Origin of the sequence: Saccharibacillus endophyticus (genome assembly GCF_013185185.1) — a bacterium.
Taxonomy (GTDB): domain Bacteria; phylum Bacillota; class Bacilli; order Paenibacillales; family Paenibacillaceae; genus Saccharibacillus; species Saccharibacillus endophyticus.
The window spans coordinates 113,088-133,907 of sequence record NZ_JAAZWE010000001.1 but is presented as its reverse complement, the minus strand read 5'-3'; the positions used below and the strand labels follow the sequence as shown (position 1 = coordinate 133,907).

The window sequence follows — 20,820 nt, the reverse complement described above, 5'->3', positions numbered from 1 at the left end:
ATTATCGTCTCCTCTCGATTACAGGTTTACGTTTTTCGGGTCTCTTACGGTGATCGGCATCAGGCCTTGTTCGATCTGCGGACGGCGTTCTTCGTACCAAGCGGGCAGCATCAATTGTTCGCCCAAAGCTTCCATTTCCTCGTCTACGGCGAAGCCCGGAGGATCGGTCGCGATCTCGAACAGAATTCCGCCTTCCTCCCGGAAGTATACCGCATGGAAATACTGGCGGTCGATGACCGGAGTCGGTTGGAAACCTCCGCCGTTCACGATACCGCGCCACATTTCGTGCTCCTCGAAGTCTTTGGCGCGCCAAGCGATATGGTGCACGGTTCCCGCGCCGCCTGCTCCGCGAGGAACGGCCGTCATCGGCAGGTCGATCAGATTGCCCAAGTCGCCTGTCGCGCGGAAGCGGGCAAAGCCTGCGAATTCGCCGATTTTTTCCATGCCCATGACCGATTCCAGCACAAAAGCCGTACGCTCCGGATTCACGCTGTACAAGACTGCCCCGCCGAAGCCTTTGATGGCCATTTCCGCCGGAACGCCGGCGAACGACCAGGTCGATGCCGCGCCTTCCGCGCGTTCAACCAACTCGAGCTGCAAGCCTTCGTTGTCTTTGAATTGCAGATAATGTTCGCCGAAGCGATCTGCTTCAACGACCGAGATGCCGAAGCCGTGCAGACGCTCTTTCCAGAATGCCGAAGATCCTTGCGGAATGACGTAAGTCGTAAAACCGACCTGTCCGCCGCCGATCCGGCCTCTGCGCGCTCCGGGGAACGGGAAGAACGTGATGACGGTGCCCGGTGCGCCTTCTTCATTGCCGAAGTACAGGTGATACACGTCGGGAGCGTCGAAGTTGATTGTTTTTTTCACCATGCGAAGTCCCAGAACCCCTGCGTAAAAATCGACGTTGGCTTGAGGGTCTCCTGCGAAAGCGGTGATATGGTGGATGCCTGCGGTTTGCAAACTCATGATAATCTCTCCTTTGATTGATATTATTTATTTTTAAAATTCTTAATTTAAAGATATTAGGCCTGAAGAAAACTTGTTTTTCCGGTAAAGCGAAACGCTACCCGCGTTCCGCCCCTTTGCCCAGCTTCTTGAGCAGCGTCGAAGCCATCTCGGTTTCCTCTGCGCTCAAACCGTTCATAATCTGATGCACCTCTGCCGCATGCTGCGGAAAGATTACGTCGAATAATTCCCGCCCTTGATCCGTGATCTCTGCATAGATGACGCGACGGTCGCTCGGACTCGGTACCCGCCGCAGCAGCTCGCGCTTCTCCAACTTGTCGATGTTATAAGTGACGCTGCCGCTCGTGATCAGGATCTTCTCGCCGATCTGTTGAAGCGGAAACCGTCCTTTATTGTACAGCACCTCAAGGATGGTGAATTCGGACGGCGACAAGCCGTGCCGCTTCATGTCTTTCACTGCGCGATCCATGATGTTTTTGTAGGCTTTGGAAAGGACGACGAAAAGCTTGAGCGAGGCTGCTTCTTCCGCTGTTGACGAGGCATGCGGATCAGCCTGTTGTTTATCTTCATGTTCCGTCATTTGAACTCACCTCCTTGATGCGATTATCTTTTAATTTAAATCTCTTGAATTAAAGATAAATCATTTTGATGATGATGTCAAGCGTTCTTCGCTTTCTTTTTTTGGAATAGAAAAAGCCCTTTCGACAAGGGCTTGAGGTCATGTTCTTTTTAAGTTCGAGGGCGGGCGCTACGGGAGGAATTCGTTAGCTTATGCTTTCGATGTGCCTTTCTCCGAAAGGCTTTAGGTCGCGTGTTGCATTTGGGAAGCCGGATTAGAATTTTCATAAGGAGGCTTCTCCAATGCAAAGGCGAACACTTCGTTCCTACACTGAATTCCTCCCTCCGCTCGGCTCTCTCGCCGGAAGTACAAGTTCCAATGCGTTACGAACTTTCAAAGAAAACTCTACCTTTATAAAAAGTTCTAGCGCAACGGAAAGCGAAAAAATGTATAGAAAATTTTCGTGAACTAGGGCGTGTACGCAAACCTATTTAAGCCAAATCCGAATCGAAATTAAAGCCAAAAAAGCCTTGAACATGCTCGCTGTCTTGTCATAACGAGTCGCTAGGCGTCGGTAGTTTTTCATTTTGTTGAAAAAGCATTCGACCAAGTGCCGTTCTTTATAAACGCTGCGGTCGTAAGGCTGCTTCACACGGCGATTTTTCTTGCCGGGAATCACAGCGATTGCGTTTTGTTCCCTTAAAAGAGTCCGAATCGCATCCGTGTCGTAAGCTCGATCGGCTAAAACCTCACGGTTTGACAGGTCGAACTGGGCGAGCATTTCGTAGCCTTTCTTGAAAAGAAAAGACATAACGTTCCAAGAAAATCAAACGTAGCTGGAAGCGAGAAGACGGAGAGAGAAATTCAGTGAAATACAGGATTTCGAAGAAAACCTGCGGTAACATTCAGCACATGTTGACGCCTTTGAACTCGGAAAATTCCTTAGGGCGTGTACGCAAACTCAACGACGTGCATCTTGAACTGCCTTTTTGACCGCTTCTGCGTCACTTTCCCTCGACGTGCCCCGGCACGCCTTCGGAAAAGTTCCTTGCTGCGAACAAAAATCCAGCCCAATCTGCTTCCTTCGGAGTTTGCGTACACGCCCTAGTTAAATCCCATCCTTTTTCCGAGTGAGACAGCGGATTGTGAAGCATTTTGAAGAAATGCACTTCGGGAGCCTATGCTGGCGATTTCTCTCGCAGTCTTCTCGCTTCCCCCGCCTACGTAACTTTCGAAGGCAAATGTTAACGTCTTTTGCGCAGACTTTGGACGAGGTTGATGACTTGTTTGGCTGTGGTGACTACGGCGGCGATGGTTCCGATAGTGCGCATGATTTTTCTCATGGTGTTTGGCCTCCTCTTCGGGGAAATGGCAGCGGCTGAGCCGTCTTGCTATACTGCCATTTCCCCAAAGCGCGAGCGGGTGAAACGTTGGATCGATATGGAACGAATAAGCTTTTATTCGCTTCGCAGGGCGGCTACCGGATCTTTGCGTGAAGCGAATTTGGCCGGGATGAATCCGCCGAGCATCGTCAAGGCCACGCTGAGCACGACGAGCGCAAGAGCATGCAGCGGATTGAGCACGGCTACGCCGGACAGGTCGGTCATCGACTTGAGGACGGCGTTGATCGGAAGCGTCAATAGATAGGCGATGGTGATGCCGAGCAGGCCGGATGCGGCGCCGATGATGAAGGTCTCGGCGTTGAAGACGCGGGTAATGTCTTTTTTGCGCGCGCCCAATGCTCGAAGCACGCCGATTTCCTTGGTCCGCTCCAGAACGGAAATGTAGGTGATAATGCCGATCATGATGAGGGAAACGAATAAAGAGATCGATGCGAAAGCAATCAGGACGATAGTAATGCCGTTCATGATGCCGCTGGATAAGCTGGTTACGGTTGCGGCAAGATCGGTGTAGACGACTTGATCCTCCGTCTCCTTTCCTGCGTTCCAGGCATCCAGATAGGCGGTCAAATCCTCTTTGGCATTAAAGTCTTTGGGATATAAAGAGATGGACGCAGGTTGGGAAGAAGCTCCGAGAGCGGACAGGGCTTGCTGCTGCGTGGTCGCATCTGCCGGATCAATCGCGCTGCTCGTCGAAGATCCGCCCATCCCCGGAGGTCCGAAATTCATCCCGCCGAATGCGGAAAAAAGGCTGGTTCGGCTGAAAGCTTGTCCGCTCACTACGTTCAAGGTCGGGCTGGATTGCTGGGCTTGAACGACTTCGGAAGCTTGCGCTCCCGCAATGAATTGCTCGGTCAATTCATCCGAATACGCGATCCCGGCGTCCATGGTGGACATCGGCGAATCCTGTTTTTCCCGGATGATGCCCGACACGGTTAACGTCAACGCCTGCGAATCGTCGTAGATGCTTTTCAAATCCGATGCGCTCGCGCGTTCGAACAGACCGTCTCCCTTGCTTTGGTAAAAAAGATCATTGGGAATCAGCTTGAACGTCTTGCCGACGATATCGCTGAAGTCAACGGACTCGGCCTCATAATCGAAGCCAAGCGCTTCCAACGCCGAGGCATCGATCCGATTGTATGCGTCTACGACCATGACCAGATCCGTAGGCCCGGAAGGGAATTCGCCTTGCAGCAAATCATAGACCTGCTCCAAGTAACTCCCCGATACGCTCGCAGGCTTGGACGGATAAGCGGTAAACCCTGCTTCGGCTAAGTCGACATCGGTTACGCTTCCGTCCGCTGTCTGCTTGAGTACATTTAGATTAGCTTCGCGCGTATAAGAAATACCGTCAAGCAAAGACGGATCAATCTCATTTAAATAATCCAGGTAAGCTTCGGTGATAGTATTGGCATGCAGCACCGTATTCAGCGTCGGATCGTAAGGATAGACCTCGGATTCCTGCGGAAATTCCGGAAGCTCGACCTCTGCCCCGCCCGGCGTGCCCGGCGGCGGCTCGGTGAAGTCGATATTCGCTGCCGTGCGACTGATCGTAACCGGAAAGTTCGACAAAGCGCCGGATTCGTATTTGCTGATTTGCTTGTCGAAGCCGTTCGAGAGCGACAAGATCAATGCGATGCCGATAATTCCGATACTGGACGCAAAAGCGGTCAACGCCGTACGCCATTTTTTCGTTGCGATATTCCGGCCCGAAAGCTTCAGTGCGGTTAGATAGCTCATCGCCGTCTTTTTCAACCGGTATTCCGGCGAGGCTTCGACCTGCTCCGGCGGATTGCTGTCCGAGACGACCTGACCATCGCGGAATTGCACGATTCGGTCCGCATAACGTTCGGCCAATTCCGGATTATGCGTGACCATAATGACCAGCTTGTCTCCTGCAATCTCCCGAATCAGGTCCATAATCTGGGCACTCGTCCCCGTATCCAACGCGCCTGTAGGCTCGTCGGCGAGAATGATATCCGGGTCGTTTGCGAGCGCGCGTGCGATCGCAACGCGCTGCATCTGCCCGCCCGAGAGCTGACCCGGCTTTTTGTGCATATGATCTTTCAAACCGACGCGCTCCAATACCTCCTCCGCTTTACGGCGACGTACCGATGCGCTTACGCCGCTGAGCGTCATGCCCATCTCCACGTTGCCGACGATGCTCATATGCGAGATCAGATTATAACTTTGAAAAACAAACCCGACGCTATTGTTCCGGTACGCATCCCAATCCCGATCTTTGAAGCGCTTGGTCGATTGCCCGTTGATGAACAAATCCCCTTCATCATAGCGATCCAAGCCCCCGATCAGATTCAGACAGGTCGTTTTCCCCGAACCGCTCGGACCGAGTATAGCGACGAACTCGCTTTGGCGAAACGACAAACTGACTCCGTCCAGCGCAGTCTGCGTGAAGTCCCCGGTCGTATACCTTTTAGAGATTTGTTGGAGTTGAAGCATGTAATCATCCTTTCCCGGCGCAGCGCCGGCTTTTTATGGCTGACTCACGAAAAATATTCGCCGGACAGATAAGGAATCGCATAGCGGATATACTGCTCTGCGGACAGGTCTTCGTTTTTCCAATCCAGCGTCGCTCCGTAGAGGCTGGAACTTAATAAGGCGGCTCCGATTCGGACCGAACTCGGGCTTAACCCCGGATCTTTGCTTTGAAAAAGACGTCGAAAAAGCTTTTCCAGCTCCGATTTGATCGCGGATTCGAATACGTAAGCGAACGATTGGCTGCTTCTTTTGCACTGGGAAGTAAGTCTGCTTTCGTAATCGGATTGAAACTTGACAATCAGCAGAAAAACATCCGCCACCGTTTCTTTTCCCAGGTGTTCGAAGCGCTTCAATTCCCCGCCTATCCGTTCGGAAATCATGCGCAGGATGGATTCCTCCATCAGTTCGTACTTATCCGCGAAATGGGCATAAAACGTCGCACGGTTAATCGTGGCTTCATCTGTAATGTCTTTGACGGTAATATCTTTGAAATCTTTGGCCAGAGTAAGTTTGTGAAAAGCTTGAATAATCAGTTTTTGCGTACGCAAAATGCGCGGATCGATCTTGTCCGGGGAAGTCGGCATCATCGTTCTCTCCTTAATTAAGCGACAAAATCCAAAGAGTGTCGTCTAAGCGATATTTCGGCGACTTTGACGGTTGTATCGCGGTCGTTCCTGCTCCACAATCAACTATACAACACTTGTTGCTTACAAAGAAGTGACGTTCAATCGACAATCAGACAGGAGAGAATCATCCAATGAACAGAATCACCGAAATTTTGGGTATCCGATATCCGATCATTCAAGCCCCGATGTCTTGGGTCACGTCCGCGGAACTCGTCGCCGCCGTTTCAAATGCCGGCGGGATGGGGACGCTCGGACCGAATGCGGGACAACAGAGCGCGCCGAAAGATTTATCGGAGCATGCGCTTCGTTTAAAGCAAGAGATCGTCAAAACCAGGCAGCTCACGGATCAACCGTTCGGGCTGAATTACTTCACCGGGCCGGAAGGCAGCGAAACAAGCCCGTTCAGCGAACATACGCTGCAAGTCGCGCTTGAAGAAAAAGTCGATATTCTGGTTGTCGTGGGAGCGGTGAATACGGCAGAGATCCGGAAATTGAAATCACTCGGATTCACGGTTGTTTTCCGGGAACTGCACCCCACCTTTTCCGGCGCACAAGCGGCAGAACAAGCAGGCGCCGACATTATCGTGGCTACGGGCTTCGACGAAGGCGGATCGACGCCGGAGATTCCGCTCGGAACCATGACCGTCGTGCCGATGATCGTCGACGCGGTAAAAATCCCCGTGATGGCAACCGGAGGAATCGCGGACAAACGCGGCGTAAACGCGGCCTTCGCACTGGGAGCCGAAGGCGTTTATCTGGGGACGCGTTTTATCGCCTCCGATGAATCCCCGGCCCATTCGCAAGCCAAGCAAGATATTCTGCGACATGGAGCCGAAGATTTGATTCTGGTGCGTACCGGACGCGGCGGATTTTGGCGGGCAACTCCCCACGAGCTCGCGCAGACGGCGAAAGCTCTGAGCGATACGGAAATCAACACTTCGTTCGCGCAGCTCGGAAACTTGAAAACCGCCATGCTCGACGGACAATTGGAAGAAGGAATCAACACGGTTTCCAGCGGTATTCAATTTATCGACGCAATCAAACCTTGTCGCGCAATCATCACCGAATTGCTGGAAGATTGGATCAAAAAAAATGGCAGCACCGCCAATTCCGACCGCTCTTTCGTTCCTGCGGCCCAATAAGCGAAAAATTCCCGCCGGATATGACCCGGCGGGAATTTTTCGCTTTTGCAAAGGTTATTCAAACGGCTTGGTACAGCGTATTCAAACCGCCAAAACGCCGCGATTGCGGCCTTCCTGCTTGGCGCGGTAAAGGGCTCGGTCGGTTTCTTCGACAAGTATACTTTCGGAGAAACGCGGATACATTCCGATTCCGACCGAGATCGTGATATGAATGATTTGACCGTCCGGCAAAAGAAACGGCGTCTGTTCGATTTGCGCGCGCAGCTTATCCGCACTTTCGATCGCGCGTTTCGAATCGCACGGCCTCAGGATCACCGCGAATTCTTCGCCGCCTTTGCGCGAAGCGCAGCCGATTTTGCGGACATATTCCCGGATCAGCTTGCCGAGCTGTTCCAGCACGGCGTCGCCTGCCGGATGGCCGTACGTATCGTTCACCTTTTTGAAATGGTCGATATCCAACAGCAGCAGCGCGAACGGACTACCCGAAGCGATCGCGAGGCGATACCTGGATTCAAAACCCCGCGAATTGTAAAGCCCCGTTAAGAAATCGTGCTCGATGTCCTGCTTCAACGCGTCCTGAATCTCGCGGGTCGTTCGCAGATAACGCATCATATGGTACGTAAACGTGCAGCCCGCCGCTTGCAGGACAGCTAAAAACAAAATCAGCGGAATGCCCGATTCGCCCAGCCGGTACAACAACAAACCGAGCGCGAGCACCGTGGTCGACAAAGCAGCCGACGTCCACTGCCGCCGGAATGAACCTTTGACCAGAAAAGCCGGCAGCACGAACACGAATGTAAGCAGCGTCGCTACCAATCCGAGCACCGATGCGGGCGTAAATCCTCCGGCGATCGCAACCCGCCCCGCTCCGATCAACAAAGTCGCGATCAAGGCTGCCCACGGTCCGCCGATACCTGCCGCTACCATGATCGAAAGCTGGCGAAAATCGAGCAAGATGCCGTTGGAAAACTCAAAAGTAAACATTAACTGCAAAATGCCGAATAAGCCCAGACCCGCCCCGGATACCGCCTTGAGGACCCAGGGACTGAGCTTGAACCGCACACGCAGCATATTATGCGCCATATCTCCGAAAAAAAGAAAAGTAGACAGCAAGCAGAAGTTAATAAATAAGTCGCGAATCATAGTTGTCTCTCTCCTTGCACGATGCAAAATCGCTCTCTTCTTTTCATTATCGGAAGCAAACGTTTATTTGATAATCATAACCCTTCAAAAAATTGTTGCGGACAAGATGTTGTCGATCTTGATTGCGGGTAATGGGTAGGCATACGGAAAGGAGTTCGATCCAGATGGACAACGAGACGCTTCAAAACCTTCAAGACTATTCCAACCTTTTATGCAAAAGCCAATTCGGCAAACCTCCGGAGTCCGTCGACATTCATTCGAACGAACGCTCGATTCTGTTTTTTTACCGAGGCTTGACCGATGCCCGCGACGAACGCCTGCCCAAAGATCCCGACGAATGCTACACGCACATCTATATTTTGCTCGAACAATTTATTTTCCCTTCCATTCGTCCCAAGATCGAAAAATTAACGGGCAGAAAAACCGATTTGGCGTATATCGACTGGAAAATCGAATCCGACACCGCGTTGATCGCCGTCTTGCTGAAGCCCGATAACCAGCCTTATGCCGAAGATCTGTATGCAGGCAAAGCCGAACTGCATCGCGTAGTGGAATCCGTCACCGAAAAGGTCCAAAAGTCGCCGGTAAACATCGAATCGTTCTGGCTGCGGGACAATCTGCTGTTAATCATCCGAAGCGGATTATTGATCAATCTGGAAAAAAAGCTCGTCAAAAAAGGCTTTAACAGCCAACTTCGAGTCGCCAAGCGCGAATTGGAGCTGGACCGCTTTTTGGAAGAACTGCCGATTCGGAAATTGCTGAACCGCAAGCTGAATGCCGCTTATTTGGATTGGGCTTTCGAAGACGACCTCAGCCTGCTGACGTTGGACTTTACGGAAAATCCTTCCGACGCCGGATAACGTACCCTTTTTTCGTTGCGACGCCGCATGCAGAGAAGCCCATGTTCTTCGAATGAAGAACATGGGCTTCTTTTGACACGAATAGGCACCGCGCGCAGATTCAGACTCCGCCCGATCCTCGTCCTTTTCGGGTAAGCAGGCTTACGACTCTTCGCCTTCGTTGTAGTGCGCCGCGCAAAAAGCTTCGGTTTCTTCCAGTTCGTCATCTTCGAGATCAAATTCAAGCACCTTTTGCGTAGCGCGTTCGATGATCTCGTGTTTCACGATTTTTTTGACTTCCCCGTTCACGCTGTAGATCACGCGCAGCAGCAATCCTTGCGGCGTGTAAAGCTCGTCTTCTTCGTCCACTTCGAATTCGAACACGAATTCGTAACGTTCTCCCTGCACGATGCCGAAAGCGTCGCGAATTTTCTCTACCGTATACTCCGTAAATTCCATTATTCATTCTCCTTTGCGGCGCTGGCCGGCAGCAGGCTGCTCACTCGTTCGCGCACGTTCTGTTGATTTAATGCTTCGCCGAAAATATCGACGCGTCCGCGATCCCCGCTGGTGCGGATCAAGCGGCCGATGCCTTGGCGCAATCTCAGCAGCATATGCGGCATGTCCACTTCGCCGAACGGATCGGCAGACTCACGACGCTTGGAAGCAAAGACCGGATCGTTCGGCGGGAACGGCAATTCCCAAATCACGACGTGATTCAGCGAGTCGCCCGGTACATCAAGTCCTTCCCACAGCGTAACGGCACAGAGATTCACGAATTTGCCGTTTTGGAATTCCGAGATCAGGCGGCTGATTTCGGCATCGCCTTCGTACAGCATCGGGAACTCCGCGAACTCAGGACGCGACTCGGCTTCGAAACGGAAAGCTTCCATCGATTCGCGGGACGGGAACAGCAGCAGCATGCCTCCTTCGCGGCGCTTCAACGCGGAAAGCACATGATCCGCCTTGACCGCGACGGATGTTTCCGTGCTCAAGCTTGCCTGCATGCTTTCTTCATAATCATACGGCGAAGCGACGGAAAACGACTGATAATCGCTGACTCCGAGACTGTCCGCGATATAGTCGAACGACTCGTCGGCCGACAGCGTCGCGGAAGAGAAAATGATCGGCATCTTTTTCGAAAAGACGCGTTCGTTCAGAATCTCCTTCACCTTTTTCGGCATCAGCACGAGCGTCATATCCCCTTGGTCGTCTTGCGTCCAGCAGATCAGCTCGCGCGGGTTGGCGAACAACGCAAGCGCGGTCTGCATCATCTCCAAGTGCTCTTCCACGATGCGCAGTTGATACTCGTCGAGACTGAACATCCCGCTCTCGAACACGATCTCTTCCTCGATCGCGTCGACTGCTCCGCGGAAAGCGTTCACTCCCTTCATCAGCTCGGCGGAAAGTTCCAACTCGTTGCGCGCCGACGCCGGAACCGGCGTGCTGTAGCGACCGATCAGCTCGAACAGATCGTCGCTGCGTTCGATGGCATGTTCGACCGCCAGCGCGAGCGATTCGCGAACTTCGCCTTCAAGAAGGCGAGTCACGATCGATTCGAAAGCCGAATGTTTGAGTTTGTACGTCAATGCGCTTTGCGCGGCGGTCTCCAGCAGGTGGCCTTCGTCGAAGACGACCGAGCTGTGCTCGGGCAGCAGCGGAAGCTGGCCTTCGCGCTTGCGCGCTTCGTAGGTCCAGACATGCTCCATGTAAAAGTCGTGCGAACAAACGATCAGATCCGTCGCTTTGCGGTAATGATCGCGCGACAGCGTTTGTCCGCAGCGGTGACGGCGCGGACAGATCAGACAATCCTGGAACACGTCCCAGCCGACTTGATCCCACTGCTTGTCGTCCAATTCCGGGTAATCTTTACGGCTTCCGTACGGATAGAACGATTGAAGAGTATCCGGAAAATGCACGAACGGCGGCAGTTCTTCGTAGATGTTTTGGAACACTTCGTTTTCGCTGCCCGGTCCGCGGACCTCTTCAAGTTTGTTCAAACACAAATATTGATCCTGGGATTTGCCAAGCCGTACGTCGATGTTCAAGTTCAAATGGCGGGCAATCTTGGCAATATCGCCTTCCGGTTTAACGAGCTGCTCGATCAGCGACTCGTCGGCGCAAGCGATGACGGCCGGTTTGCGCGTATAACGTGCATATAACGAAGCGTAGAGCAGGTAGACCAACGTCTTGCCTGTTCCCACTCCGGCTTCGGCAAAGATGGTTTTCTTTTCTTTATAAGCGCGCTCCAATTGAAACGCCATGAAGATCTGCTCGTCACGGGTCTCGAAGCCGGCTTCGGGCAAAATATCGTAAAAGACGTCCGCGATCCAGTCAGAAGCCTGATCCAGAAAAGGGGCCGCGGGGTCGAACGCAAATGGATAAGTAGTGGTCAAAGCGGTGATAGCCTCCATTGATCTTGCGGATTTGGCGGGATTGTCAAACGGTTGCCAATCGGGCCACCCGTCATTATAACCGGAAACCGTCATTTTGGCGAGAGGGAAAAGAAACCCATCCGCGGAAGTCGGGGAGATCCTGTTCGGGGGAAGCTTGGACGGCTGCGGGAGAAATTCGTTTCGGGCGCTGTCTCACTCGGAAAATAGATTGAAGTTTTTATTTGTTTTTTCCGAGTTCAAAGGCTTCCTCAATCGAATTTCTCCCTCCGCCTATAGCTTCCGGGGAACATTCCTTTCCCGTGAAAGGGATGGGGTTCTTTTTAGGATGGGGTTCTTTTTAGAAGGGTAGGATACAAAGACAAAATAGAAAGACAGACAAGACAGGCAGAGGAGGAAAAAGCGTATCGAACAGGCTGTCAGAAAGATATTGCTTTATTTTTTAGCTACAAGCCTGCGGCGGAAAACACTTGATCGTAGCCTTTTTTAGAGCGCTGCACGAGTTTTTCAGGACTTTCCTTCGGCGCGGACGGCGTCAGGATTTCTTGGGTCACGAAGTCGGTGTAGCCGATTTGGTTCAAGGCGCGCAAGAATCCGGGCAAGTCGATGATACCTTCGCCGGGGTAGATACGGTCGTTGTCCAGGATTTGGTCGACGGGCAGGTCTTTGGCGTCGTTGAGATGGACATGGACGATCTGGTGAGGCTGTAGTCGTTCGAGATCCGTGACGGTCAAGTTGTTGGTATGCCAGTGGTAGGCGTCCAGCAATAAGCCGACGTTGGGTTCGCCGATTGCGTCGATCCAATCCAGCGTGTCTTGCATCGTCCAGATGAACGGGTATTTCCAGGCGGTGCGAAGATGATGCGGGCCGACGAACTCCAAGCCGAGCCGGATGCCGTAAGCGCCCAGAATTTGTGCGCAGATGCGCAGTCGACGAGTTGCCAAAGCCATAAAGTGAGCAGACATTTGGTCGGTTGAAGGCAGCACGTAGGTGCAGCAGCGTGTACAGCCCAGCTTGCGTGCGGCCGCAGCCGCTTCGGTCAGCGCCGGGAGGCCAGCCAGAAATGCTTCTTCATCCGCACGCCATTCGACGGGCAGATCGATCGAACCGAGTTGAAGATTATACCTTTGAAAAAGCTCGATCGCGCCCTTTTCCCCGTATTGCTCGATCAACGCTCTTGCATTCAGATCCACACTGTCAAATCCGGCGTCGGACGCCAACTTCAAAAATTGCTCATCGTTTTCGATGCTGCCCAATCCGGCACGCGTCAGTCCTTTTAACATGAGTTCCTCCTATGTATGGCGAATGACCGCAGCGCAATCCGCAGCGCTCGCCTTTTGTATTCGCTTCCATGTTAATACGGCGCGAGTACGAATACAAACCCTTTTCGCTCGAAACTTATGGCCGCGGTAACGAAAAGTCCGTCGTCAACGACAGATTATTCGCTGCTCCTTCCGTCCCCACGATGCTCTCCACATAGCTTTTCGTAAAGTTCCCTTCCGACTCTGTCCACAGCCGATAGCCTTCGGACGCCATGATCGCCGCCCGATCCTGCTGCTGGGTGCCCGCAAAGTAACTCACGTTCACGTCCGCCATCGTCCGAGCCATTGCTTCGACTTGTTCGGATGTGTACGTATCGTCCGCGATCAGACGCTTGAAGGCCATGTCATATCCGAATCCGGCAAAAAAATCTCGGGAATACTCGCGGAAACCCAACAAATTCTTATCGGTGCTGCCGCTCTTCTTCGCCCAGCCTTCAACATCCGTCATGCGCGCTTCGTAATGAAGCTCATGGGCAGAGGCATCATAAGCGAGCAGCCCGTACCGATTCGGCGACACCGACTGCGCCCCGGTGACGATATCGGTCAACTTGCGCCCGCCATTTTCGACCGACGCGATATGTTGAATATGGATATGTCCGCTGAGCGACGGCGTCATCTCATATTGAGCCAATACTTCCTGTACCTCCGCCGCGTTATCGAGCGTAAAGCCCTCCTTCACCACATCGCTGTGATCCGTCAGGTTATGGTGCATGACCGGGATGATTCGGGCACCTACTTGTTTGGCTTGCTGACCGCAGTCCTGAATCCACTTCAACGTGCCAGCCTTCAACTCGCCGCCCGTCTCCGGATAGCCCAGCTTGGCGTTGTTCTTGTACTTGCTCGTATCCAGCATCAGCAGCCAAATACCGTCGGAAGGCTTAACCAGATAACTGAGCGAAGACGAATCGCGGGATACGGCTTCGTCGTACCCGTATGCTCCATAAATTTCGGTAAACTGCTCTTCGGTGACGGAGGCGGCCTTATACTGATCCTCTCCCTTGAAGCTGCGCGCCCACGGATTGAGAAGATCATGATTGCCCGGAATGACATAAACGCGGGTTCCGGCCTGTTCAACCTTTTGCAGCTTCTCGGCTAGATCCTCATGGCTTTCCAGTTCTCCGTTGTTGGTCAAATCGCCGCTTAAAATCAGGACGTTCGGGCGTTCTTCTGCTATCTGCTGCGTAAACGCATCAAGCAGTTCCTCGCTGTAATCGAGCTGCTTGCCGTCGCCTGCATAGACATAAGTATCAAAGGCTTTGCCGTGATCCGTCAGCCGTCCGCTCAGATAATGGATATCCGTCGCTACCGCCAGCGTGACGTCCTCGCCGCGTCCGATCGATGCGGGCTGTGCCGACACGGAACCCGCTCCACTTTCACAACCGGATAGAACCAACGCGGAGATCGCCAGGATTGTCAGCAAAGGGAAACTTTTTTGAAAAATAGTAGGCATCGCTTTTCCTCTTTTCGCATATGAAAAACCGTCTCCTTCAGTGTAAAGGAAACGGCTCGGGTCCGGCTGATGCACGTGTGAAACGATTGTGAATCCTGCTTAACGTTTGCGCGGACGGGCGTCCGGCTGATCCTCCGGCTTCTCCTTCGCCAGCAGTTCCCCGACCGTATCCCAACGATGGCGGAACTTTTCCAATCTCGGATGCAGGCGCTGCGGCGTTTCGTCCAGCACCAGCCGGATCTTCGCGATCCATTCTTCGAACGTGGCGAACGACGCGAAGCGATTGGCGTTATAGGCGGTCAGATACAGGAACAGCGGCGACGGATACTTTTCGTCCATAAACCGCAGTGCCGCTTCGAGCGGCGTGTACTTTTTTCGTTTGCCGTCCCAGTTCTCCACCGTCACATTGCGCATGATCTGTTGATTGCGCCGCCACTCATGAACTCGATCGTCCCGTTTGTAAAAAGCGCTGGCGTTCTCTCCCGTCAGCCGCTTCACCGTCGCCTCATGCAGCGGATACAGCACCAGCTGCGAGAACGAACGGGCGATGGCCAGCTCGGCTGCTCGCTCCAACTGCTCGTCGGAAACCTGCTCGAACGAATCGTAGAAGATCAGCGTTCCTTTGACCGTTCGTTTCGCAGGTTCGGCCCCGAACGGCACGTGATACGTTTGTCGGCCCATAAGCCATTGCCCCTTCCCGGTAAAAAACTTGCGGTGCTTTAAAAGTCTTTTCTTTTAAATAACCACAATCCGAGACCGAAAGCAAAAATCGCGAAAACGCCCGCATACCAAACGAACGCGTTCGACGGCGGATTTCCGCCCGTCAGAAAAGGAATCGTTTCTCCGGCTCCCTGCGTCAAGACGTACTGCATGCGGCGATTGAGTCCGTCGGCCGGCATGATCAAAGACAGCAGCGCCCCGATCCGGCTCAATGTCGCTTCCACGTCCGGTTCGACGGGCAGCGCGCCGCGCACCTTCTCCACCATTCCGCCGAGCCAGCCCGCCCCGTACAGCATCGTCATGAACACGCCGTTTCCGATACCGGAGAACAGCGTCGAGCCGACCATCGAAGCGCTGACCAGAACGGGAACCGCAGCCAGGAACAATAGCAGCGAAACGGCAATATCGCCGTAATCCCGAGTCATGCCGGCATGGACGTTGGTAATGAGCAAAATCGCTACAAACAATATCAGCGCATACGCGCCGATCAGCGAAACGTATCCGATCCAGCGGCCGACGTACCATTTCCAGCGCGGAATGGGACGGGTCAACACGGATTGAAGCACGCCCTGTTCGGCTTCGCCCGAAATGACCGAGAACGAGCTGAAGATCGCCAGGAACGCCACCACGAAGCCGCCGAAAAAGAATCCGAGCGACAAGATGGCACTTCGCCGCGCATATTGCATAAGCAGGTCTCCCCCGGCTGTCGAATCCGCTCCGACCGTATCCGCGATAAACCAAAACACGGCCAGGAACAACGCGGTCAGTATCAAGGTGATCAGCAGCATTTTGCGGCGCAGCATTTCCTGCCACGTCGAAGCAATGATCGTATTCATCCCCGTTCCCCCCTTTGGTCGCGTCCGGATACGGTTTCCACGAACCAATCCTCGAGTTTTTCTTTTTGCATGGACGATTCGTACAGCGTCATGCCCTGCTCGATCAGCAGCATGTTCAACAAGCCTGCCTGATTTTCGTCCGACACATCCGCTTCCAGCCACACGGGCATGTCCCAGGCGGCTTCCGCATCATGGGCCGGATCCGCCAACGCGATGCTCAAACCGCTTTCCTCGCGCAGCCAGTCCAGAATAAGCGGCGAAAAGCCGCCGACCTTGAAGCGCCAGCGGACTTTCGTTTTCAATACGTCTTCGACGGAACCGCTGCGGATCATGTCGCCGTTCAACATCAGCGACATGCGGTCGCAGACCGTCTCCACGTCCTCCATCAGATGCGAGTTGAGGAACAGGGTCGTGCCTCTTTTTTTCAGCTCCAGCAGCAGTTCGCGCACTTCGCGCCTGCCGACCGGGTCCATCGCCGACGAAGGCTCGTCGAGAAACAAAAGCTTCGGGTCGCCGAGCAGCGCGCAGGCCAGGCCGAGCCGCTGCTGCATACCTTTGGAATACTGTTTGACCCGGTCGGAACCCCGTTTGCCGATGCCGACTTCGTCGAGGCGTTCGCGGATCCGCCGCTTGGCTTCGCCGCCTTTGATCCCGAGCAGCCCGGCATGGAATTTCATCACTTCTTCGCCGCTCAGCCATTCGGGGTAACGGTACAGTTCCGGCAGGTAGCCGATGTGTTTGCGCGCTTCGAGCGAGTCGATCGGATGTCCGAGAAGCGAACCGCTTCCGCCGCTCGCGGCAACAAGCCCGACAAGCGTTTTGACGAAAGTGCTTTTACCCGCGCCGTTGGGACCGAGGAAGCCGAAGGCTTCCCCTTGTCCGACCGTCAACGTGATATTCCTGCAGCCGCGTCCGTTATCGTAGATTTTGCTGAGTGCTTGAGTATGAATCGCAGGAATCACGCTATTCACTGGGCAGCCAGTCCTTTCACGAAATCGAGGAATCCGGTTTCGCCGCCTTTGAAATTTTCGCCCGCGTTGAATTCGAACAGCTGATCGTTTTTGATCCAAAACGCGTTGCGCGAATAGCTATCGTTAAACGTATAGGTGACGTTCACGCCGTCGACTTCGAAACTTTGCGCTTTGCCGTTCGCGTACATCGGCAGCGGCAGGCGTCCGCTTGATACGGCTGCCTTTTGGAGACTCGTACGCAAATCCTGCGGCAGGTAAGGGAAATTGATGACCGCATTCATCGTTTCTTCGACCGGGAAAGACGGATCGAACTCTACGGTAGGCATCTCCGATTGGTTCAGCACCGCCCACTCCGCTTCGTCGTCGCCGAAGTTGTAAATGACCGCAGCCGGGCGCGTCATCGTGATAGCTTTGCCGTCGGCCTCCGCCGGGAACAAATGATCCGCTCCGAGTTTTTTCAGCGTTTCGTTCATCTCCTGCACGTTAAGCTTCATTTCGGTCTTGCTGCCGATCGAAGCGCTCAGCCTTCCCGTATCGCCCCCCGGACCGGAGATCGGCTCGAACCCCAGTTCGGCCCGAATCTGTTCCGCCGTCATTTCCGGATCGAAATGACCTTCCGCCGTGCTGGCGAAACTGCCGTACGCGTTGATCGATTCGTAATGATCGTTGGCGTTATACACCATCTGCATCATGTTGCTCATTTCGTCTTCCTGCACGACCACGGTATCCTGCATCGTGAATGTGTTCAAGATGCTCGCCAGCGCGTTGTTGCCGGCCGGAGTTACCGCCGTGACGATCACTGCCGCCGCTGCCGCCGCGACCGCGAAACGGACGGCGCGTTTGCGTTTCTTTTTCGAAGCTTGAGGCGTAAAAGGCAAGCTCGGTTGACCGTTCAAAACGGACGGCTGATCTTCCGCGGCGGAAATGCCCGGTTTGTCGTTATTCATGCTGTTTTCTTCCTCCTTGTTCGTTCCGTGCAAGGTCGCTTTGCGTTCTTCCCATGTCGCCCACGCCGGATTGACCGGCTCTTCCCGCAAGCGCGCCTGCATCTTTTCCCAAGCCTGGTTCGCAAGCGCTTGTTCGTCGTGCTCGCTGCTTCTGTTCGTTGTCATCGCTTAACCCTCCCGAAAGTTCGTATTATTCACCTGTTACAGTTCCAATCCGTTACGCTTGCCCGAGGCGCGTTTGCGCAGCTTCTCGGCGGCCCGGTTGAGCAGCGATCCCACTCTTGGCGGGCTGACGCGAATTTCTTCGGCGATCTCCGCGTAACTGTAGCCGGAGTATCGCAGCATCAACGCTTGTCGATCCCGTTCCGGCAGTTCGCCGAGCAGCTCGTTGATCTGTTGGCGATCTTCGCTCCGCACCAGCGCCTCTTCGCCGCTTTCCCAGGTCTTTTCCCGATCGAAATACTGTTCCTGCTTCTCCTGAAGTTTCCGCTGTCTGACCAGGCGATCCGTGTTGTCGTAAGCGATCCGGGTCAGCACCCGATGCAGCCAGGCTCCGATCACTCTCGGATCGTCCGGCGGATTGCGGTACAGCCGCAAAAATACTTCCTGCGCCAAATCCTCCGCCGTCGCCTCGTCTTTGACCATCGCGATCAGCTTCCGGCGTACGCCGGGATAATATTCGAGAAATACCGCGCGGAACGCGTCGGATTCCGTATTCAAATTGTCCATCGGTGAACCTCCTTGTGAAGTGCGGCCGCTCTTCCTTGCCGTATATACACTGAGAAGACGGGGGCCTCCCGGATTTTGTATCCCTATTCGCGAAAAAAAGTTTTAAAATTCGAAATGAAGCTTTATACAGGGTAAAATAGAAGGATTCTAGTACTTTGACCGCATTCCATTTGAGGTTTGCGTCCATCGGAAACACGTACGGTTCAAGCGGGTTTTCGATGGGCGTAACCTAACATCTTAAGCGGTCATGGTACGAGCAGCTTGATCAACCTTACGTTTGACTTGGACAAGCTACCATTCCATATCTATCATACACAATGCGCACGAGCGCGAAAGGAGGCTGCCATGATCTATCGATTCACTTATTTGTCCGGAGGACTGCGGGTCGCCGGTTATGCGGCCCTTCCGCCGGAATTGAGTTTCACGGAAGAAGCATTCACCGGATTTTTGAGGCGCGAGTTCAATGACGAGGAATTGAGCGCGAAGCTTGTCGCCTGCATCTTGCCGTCAGCGATGAGTAAGCCCCCGCGTAAAGAGCCCTATCCGGTACTCGTGTATTGCCGCGGCGGGATCGGACGAGTGGGCAAGGTACGACTGGACTGGCTGGCCGAATTCGCGTCCTTCGGCCGAATCGTCGTCGCCCCCTGTTACCGCGGCGGCGAAAGCGGCGTCGGACATGACCGGTTCGGAGGAGAAGACTTGGAGGATTCGCGCGTGGCCATGCGGATTGCCCGAGTTTTTCCGCAAGCCGATCCGAAACGAATCGCCGTGCTCGGCTTCTCGCGCGGTTCGATCAATGCCACGGATGCCGCGATCGAGGAACATGCCGCCCAGCTCGTACTCTGGGGCGGATTGTCCGATCTGGGTCGAACCTATGAAGAACGGATCGATCTGCGAAAAATGCTCAAGCGGGTCATGAACGGCTCCGTTTACAAAATCCCCGAAGCCTACATGGAACGTTCTCCGATCCATATGGCCCGGCGCCTCTCATGCCCGGTTCTTATTATGCACGGAACGGAAGACGCGCAGGTGGAATACGGGCACGGCGAACGGATGTATGAAGAGTTGCAAAGGCTGGGCAAAACGACCGAGTTGATGACGCTGGACGGATTAGGTCATCATATGCCGCAGGAGATTCGTTTACGAGTGCTGAACGATATGTTCGACTGGCTGGATCGCACCTGATTGTTTTGGGCTTCACTATGCAAAAAGGACCTCAATTCCCGCGGTTACGGGGTTGAGGTCCTTTATTTCATTCCGAAAAATTGCACGGTGGGCATGCTGCTCTCACTTACAGATTCTCGGGCAGAATGACGCCGAAGAATTCACCTTCACGAGTCACCACGATTGCATCTTTCCGCGTGCGGGAAGGACGGGACTCTGCGCGTTCGCGCACGATTCCCGGCGGCGTGGCAAAATCGACTTTTAACGGATGCAGATTCATCAGTCGGCTGATCGAAAGCTCGTACAGATGCTCAGGCTCGTACTCGGCATTCATTTGGATGTAAAACGCATCGCTCATCACCAACCCGACGGGGCGCTGCTTCCGGTCGCATACCACGATACATGCGGCTTGCGGCTGTTCAAGCAGCAAACGCTGGGTCTCTCCGCATGTTGCCGTATCCGGCAGAATCAGGGCCGGGGCGGCAGATAAGCCAATTCCCATCATTAAAGGTTCCATCTGTTCACTGCTATTCACGCCGAATTGGCGAATCGTATGCTGCCGGATTGCTGTCATTCGATAAAACTCCTCTCGTTCCGATACGCGAAGAAGCCGATTGTTACAGCGGTTTCCGTTATCGTATCATCCCTATGCTTAACGCGCTTTTATCCGTTCATGGTACGCCGTCAGCGTCAAGAGGGTTCGAGAGATGTGTAAGAGTAAGGTAAAGATTATTCTGTCCTATCCATCCTGCGAAAAGTAGAAGAATTTCTCTAATGCTGTTACGTCAGAACCGGAATACCCCTTGGATGCCAGAATACGATCCAAAGCCGCATCATACTCGGCTTCTTTCTGAAAAAGCACGGTCACATGACAATGTGCCAGTGCGACATGATCAGTGAGATGCTCAGCTACCTGATACAAGAACGTTATCTCGCTTTGTAGCAGTTTTTTTGCATGAAAAACATAGATAGTGATATGATTCTTTCTTTTTTCCTCGCCTAAGCCTTCCTTAAGCCATAGAAAGTCAGCATCAGTACTTGGACGCCGTTCATCCACAATCACGATTCTGCCGTATTGAATTGATTCGCTTTTGTCGATCTAAAGATAGAA

20 protein-coding genes are annotated in these 20,820 nt (G+C 53.6%); 3 read left to right on the top strand and 17 right to left on the bottom strand.

Annotated elements, in window-relative coordinates:
• Nucleotides 1-18: 18 nt before the first annotated feature.
• The 5 genes from HRQ63_RS00600 to HRQ63_RS00580 all read right to left on the bottom strand — a co-directional run bounded on the left by HRQ63_RS00600 (nt 19) and on the right by HRQ63_RS00580 (nt 6,014).
• Nucleotides 19-969, bottom strand: coding sequence for a ring-cleaving dioxygenase (locus HRQ63_RS00600; RefSeq protein ID WP_172237607.1), 951 nt, complete (start codon nt 967-969; stop codon nt 19-21).
• A 97-nt stretch (nt 970-1,066) separates the two neighbouring features.
• Complete coding sequence (locus tag HRQ63_RS00595) at nt 1,067-1,549, bottom strand: MarR family winged helix-turn-helix transcriptional regulator (protein ID WP_172237604.1); 483 nt, start codon at nt 1,547-1,549, stop codon at nt 1,067-1,069.
• A 466-nt stretch (nt 1,550-2,015) separates the two neighbouring features.
• Nucleotides 2,016-2,309, bottom strand: coding sequence for a transposase (locus HRQ63_RS00590; RefSeq protein WP_172237601.1), 294 nt, complete (start codon nt 2,307-2,309; stop codon nt 2,016-2,018).
• A gap of 676 nt (nt 2,310-2,985) precedes the next feature.
• Complete coding sequence (locus tag HRQ63_RS00585; protein ID WP_172237598.1) at nt 2,986-5,388, bottom strand: ABC transporter ATP-binding protein/permease; 2,403 nt, start codon at nt 5,386-5,388, stop codon at nt 2,986-2,988.
• 44 nt (nt 5,389-5,432) lie between these two features.
• Nucleotides 5,433-6,014 carry a TetR family transcriptional regulator gene (locus HRQ63_RS00580; protein WP_172237595.1) on the bottom strand — a complete coding sequence of 194 codons (582 nt, stop codon included), beginning with the start codon at nt 6,012-6,014 and terminating at the stop codon, nt 5,433-5,435.
• 170 nt (nt 6,015-6,184) lie between these two features.
• Between HRQ63_RS00580 and HRQ63_RS00575 the strand changes: the two genes are divergently transcribed.
• Complete coding sequence (locus HRQ63_RS00575; protein ID WP_172237592.1) at nt 6,185-7,195, top strand: NAD(P)H-dependent flavin oxidoreductase; 1,011 nt, start codon at nt 6,185-6,187, stop codon at nt 7,193-7,195.
• Nucleotides 7,196-7,276: 81 nt separating this feature from the next.
• Here the strand turns inward: HRQ63_RS00575 and HRQ63_RS00570 are convergent, their stop codons facing one another.
• On the bottom strand, nt 7,277-8,338 hold the full coding sequence (locus tag HRQ63_RS00570; protein ID WP_172237589.1) for a GGDEF domain-containing protein: 1,062 nt from the start codon (nt 8,336-8,338) through the stop codon (nt 7,277-7,279).
• A gap of 164 nt (nt 8,339-8,502) precedes the next feature.
• On the opposite strand from HRQ63_RS00570, the gene HRQ63_RS00565 reads away from it, so the two are divergent.
• Nucleotides 8,503-9,198, top strand: a complete 696-nt coding sequence (locus HRQ63_RS00565) for a hypothetical protein (RefSeq protein WP_172237568.1) — start codon at nt 8,503-8,505, stop codon at nt 9,196-9,198.
• 141 nt (nt 9,199-9,339) lie between these two features.
• On the opposite strand, the gene HRQ63_RS00560 is transcribed toward HRQ63_RS00565, so the two are convergent.
• The 9 genes from HRQ63_RS00560 to HRQ63_RS00520 all read right to left on the bottom strand — a co-directional run bounded on the left by HRQ63_RS00560 (nt 9,340) and on the right by HRQ63_RS00520 (nt 18,545).
• A complete protein-coding gene (locus HRQ63_RS00560) occupies nt 9,340-9,636 on the bottom strand; it encodes a DUF6509 family protein (protein ID WP_172237565.1) in 297 nt (98 codons plus the stop codon).
• Nucleotides 9,636-11,591, bottom strand: coding sequence for an ATP-dependent DNA helicase (locus HRQ63_RS00555; protein WP_172237562.1), 1,956 nt, complete (start codon nt 11,589-11,591; stop codon nt 9,636-9,638). The genes HRQ63_RS00560 and HRQ63_RS00555 overlap by 1 nt, the downstream gene beginning before the upstream one ends.
• A gap of 425 nt (nt 11,592-12,016) precedes the next feature.
• Nucleotides 12,017-12,853 (bottom strand): sugar phosphate isomerase/epimerase family protein, encoded by an 837-nt coding sequence (locus HRQ63_RS00550; protein ID WP_172237559.1) that lies wholly within the window; start codon nt 12,851-12,853, stop codon nt 12,017-12,019.
• A 115-nt stretch (nt 12,854-12,968) separates the two neighbouring features.
• Nucleotides 12,969-14,342, bottom strand: a complete 1,374-nt coding sequence (locus HRQ63_RS00545) for a metallophosphoesterase (RefSeq protein WP_172237556.1) — start codon at nt 14,340-14,342, stop codon at nt 12,969-12,971.
• Nucleotides 14,343-14,441: 99 nt separating this feature from the next.
• Complete coding sequence (locus tag HRQ63_RS00540; protein WP_172237553.1) at nt 14,442-15,023, bottom strand: hypothetical protein; 582 nt, start codon at nt 15,021-15,023, stop codon at nt 14,442-14,444.
• Nucleotides 15,024-15,061: 38 nt separating this feature from the next.
• Complete coding sequence (locus HRQ63_RS00535) at nt 15,062-15,898, bottom strand: ABC transporter permease (RefSeq protein ID WP_172237550.1); 837 nt, start codon at nt 15,896-15,898, stop codon at nt 15,062-15,064.
• Entirely contained in the window at nt 15,895-16,869 is a 975-nt protein-coding gene (locus HRQ63_RS00530; RefSeq protein ID WP_308809894.1) for an ABC transporter ATP-binding protein, read from the bottom strand. Before HRQ63_RS00530 ends, HRQ63_RS00535 begins: the two co-directional genes overlap by 4 nt.
• On the bottom strand, nt 16,866-17,981 hold the full coding sequence (locus tag HRQ63_RS00525; protein ID WP_172237547.1) for a hypothetical protein: 1,116 nt from the start codon (nt 17,979-17,981) through the stop codon (nt 16,866-16,868). The genes HRQ63_RS00530 and HRQ63_RS00525 overlap by 4 nt, the downstream gene beginning before the upstream one ends.
• A gap of 36 nt (nt 17,982-18,017) precedes the next feature.
• Complete coding sequence (locus tag HRQ63_RS00520; RefSeq protein ID WP_172237544.1) at nt 18,018-18,545, bottom strand: sigma-70 family RNA polymerase sigma factor; 528 nt, start codon at nt 18,543-18,545, stop codon at nt 18,018-18,020.
• A 345-nt stretch (nt 18,546-18,890) separates the two neighbouring features.
• On the opposite strand from HRQ63_RS00520, the gene HRQ63_RS00515 reads away from it, so the two are divergent.
• Nucleotides 18,891-19,730 (top strand): alpha/beta hydrolase family protein, encoded by an 840-nt coding sequence (locus tag HRQ63_RS00515; protein WP_172237541.1) that lies wholly within the window; start codon nt 18,891-18,893, stop codon nt 19,728-19,730.
• A gap of 106 nt (nt 19,731-19,836) precedes the next feature.
• Here the strand turns inward: HRQ63_RS00515 and HRQ63_RS00510 are convergent, their stop codons facing one another.
• Both HRQ63_RS00510 and HRQ63_RS00505 read right to left on the bottom strand, forming a co-directional pair.
• Entirely contained in the window at nt 19,837-20,283 is a 447-nt protein-coding gene (locus HRQ63_RS00510; RefSeq protein WP_172237538.1) for a CBS domain-containing protein, read from the bottom strand.
• 165 nt (nt 20,284-20,448) lie between these two features.
• Nucleotides 20,449-20,772 (bottom strand): hypothetical protein, encoded by a 324-nt coding sequence (locus HRQ63_RS00505; protein ID WP_172237535.1) that lies wholly within the window; start codon nt 20,770-20,772, stop codon nt 20,449-20,451.
• Nucleotides 20,773-20,820 lie beyond the last annotated feature (48 nt).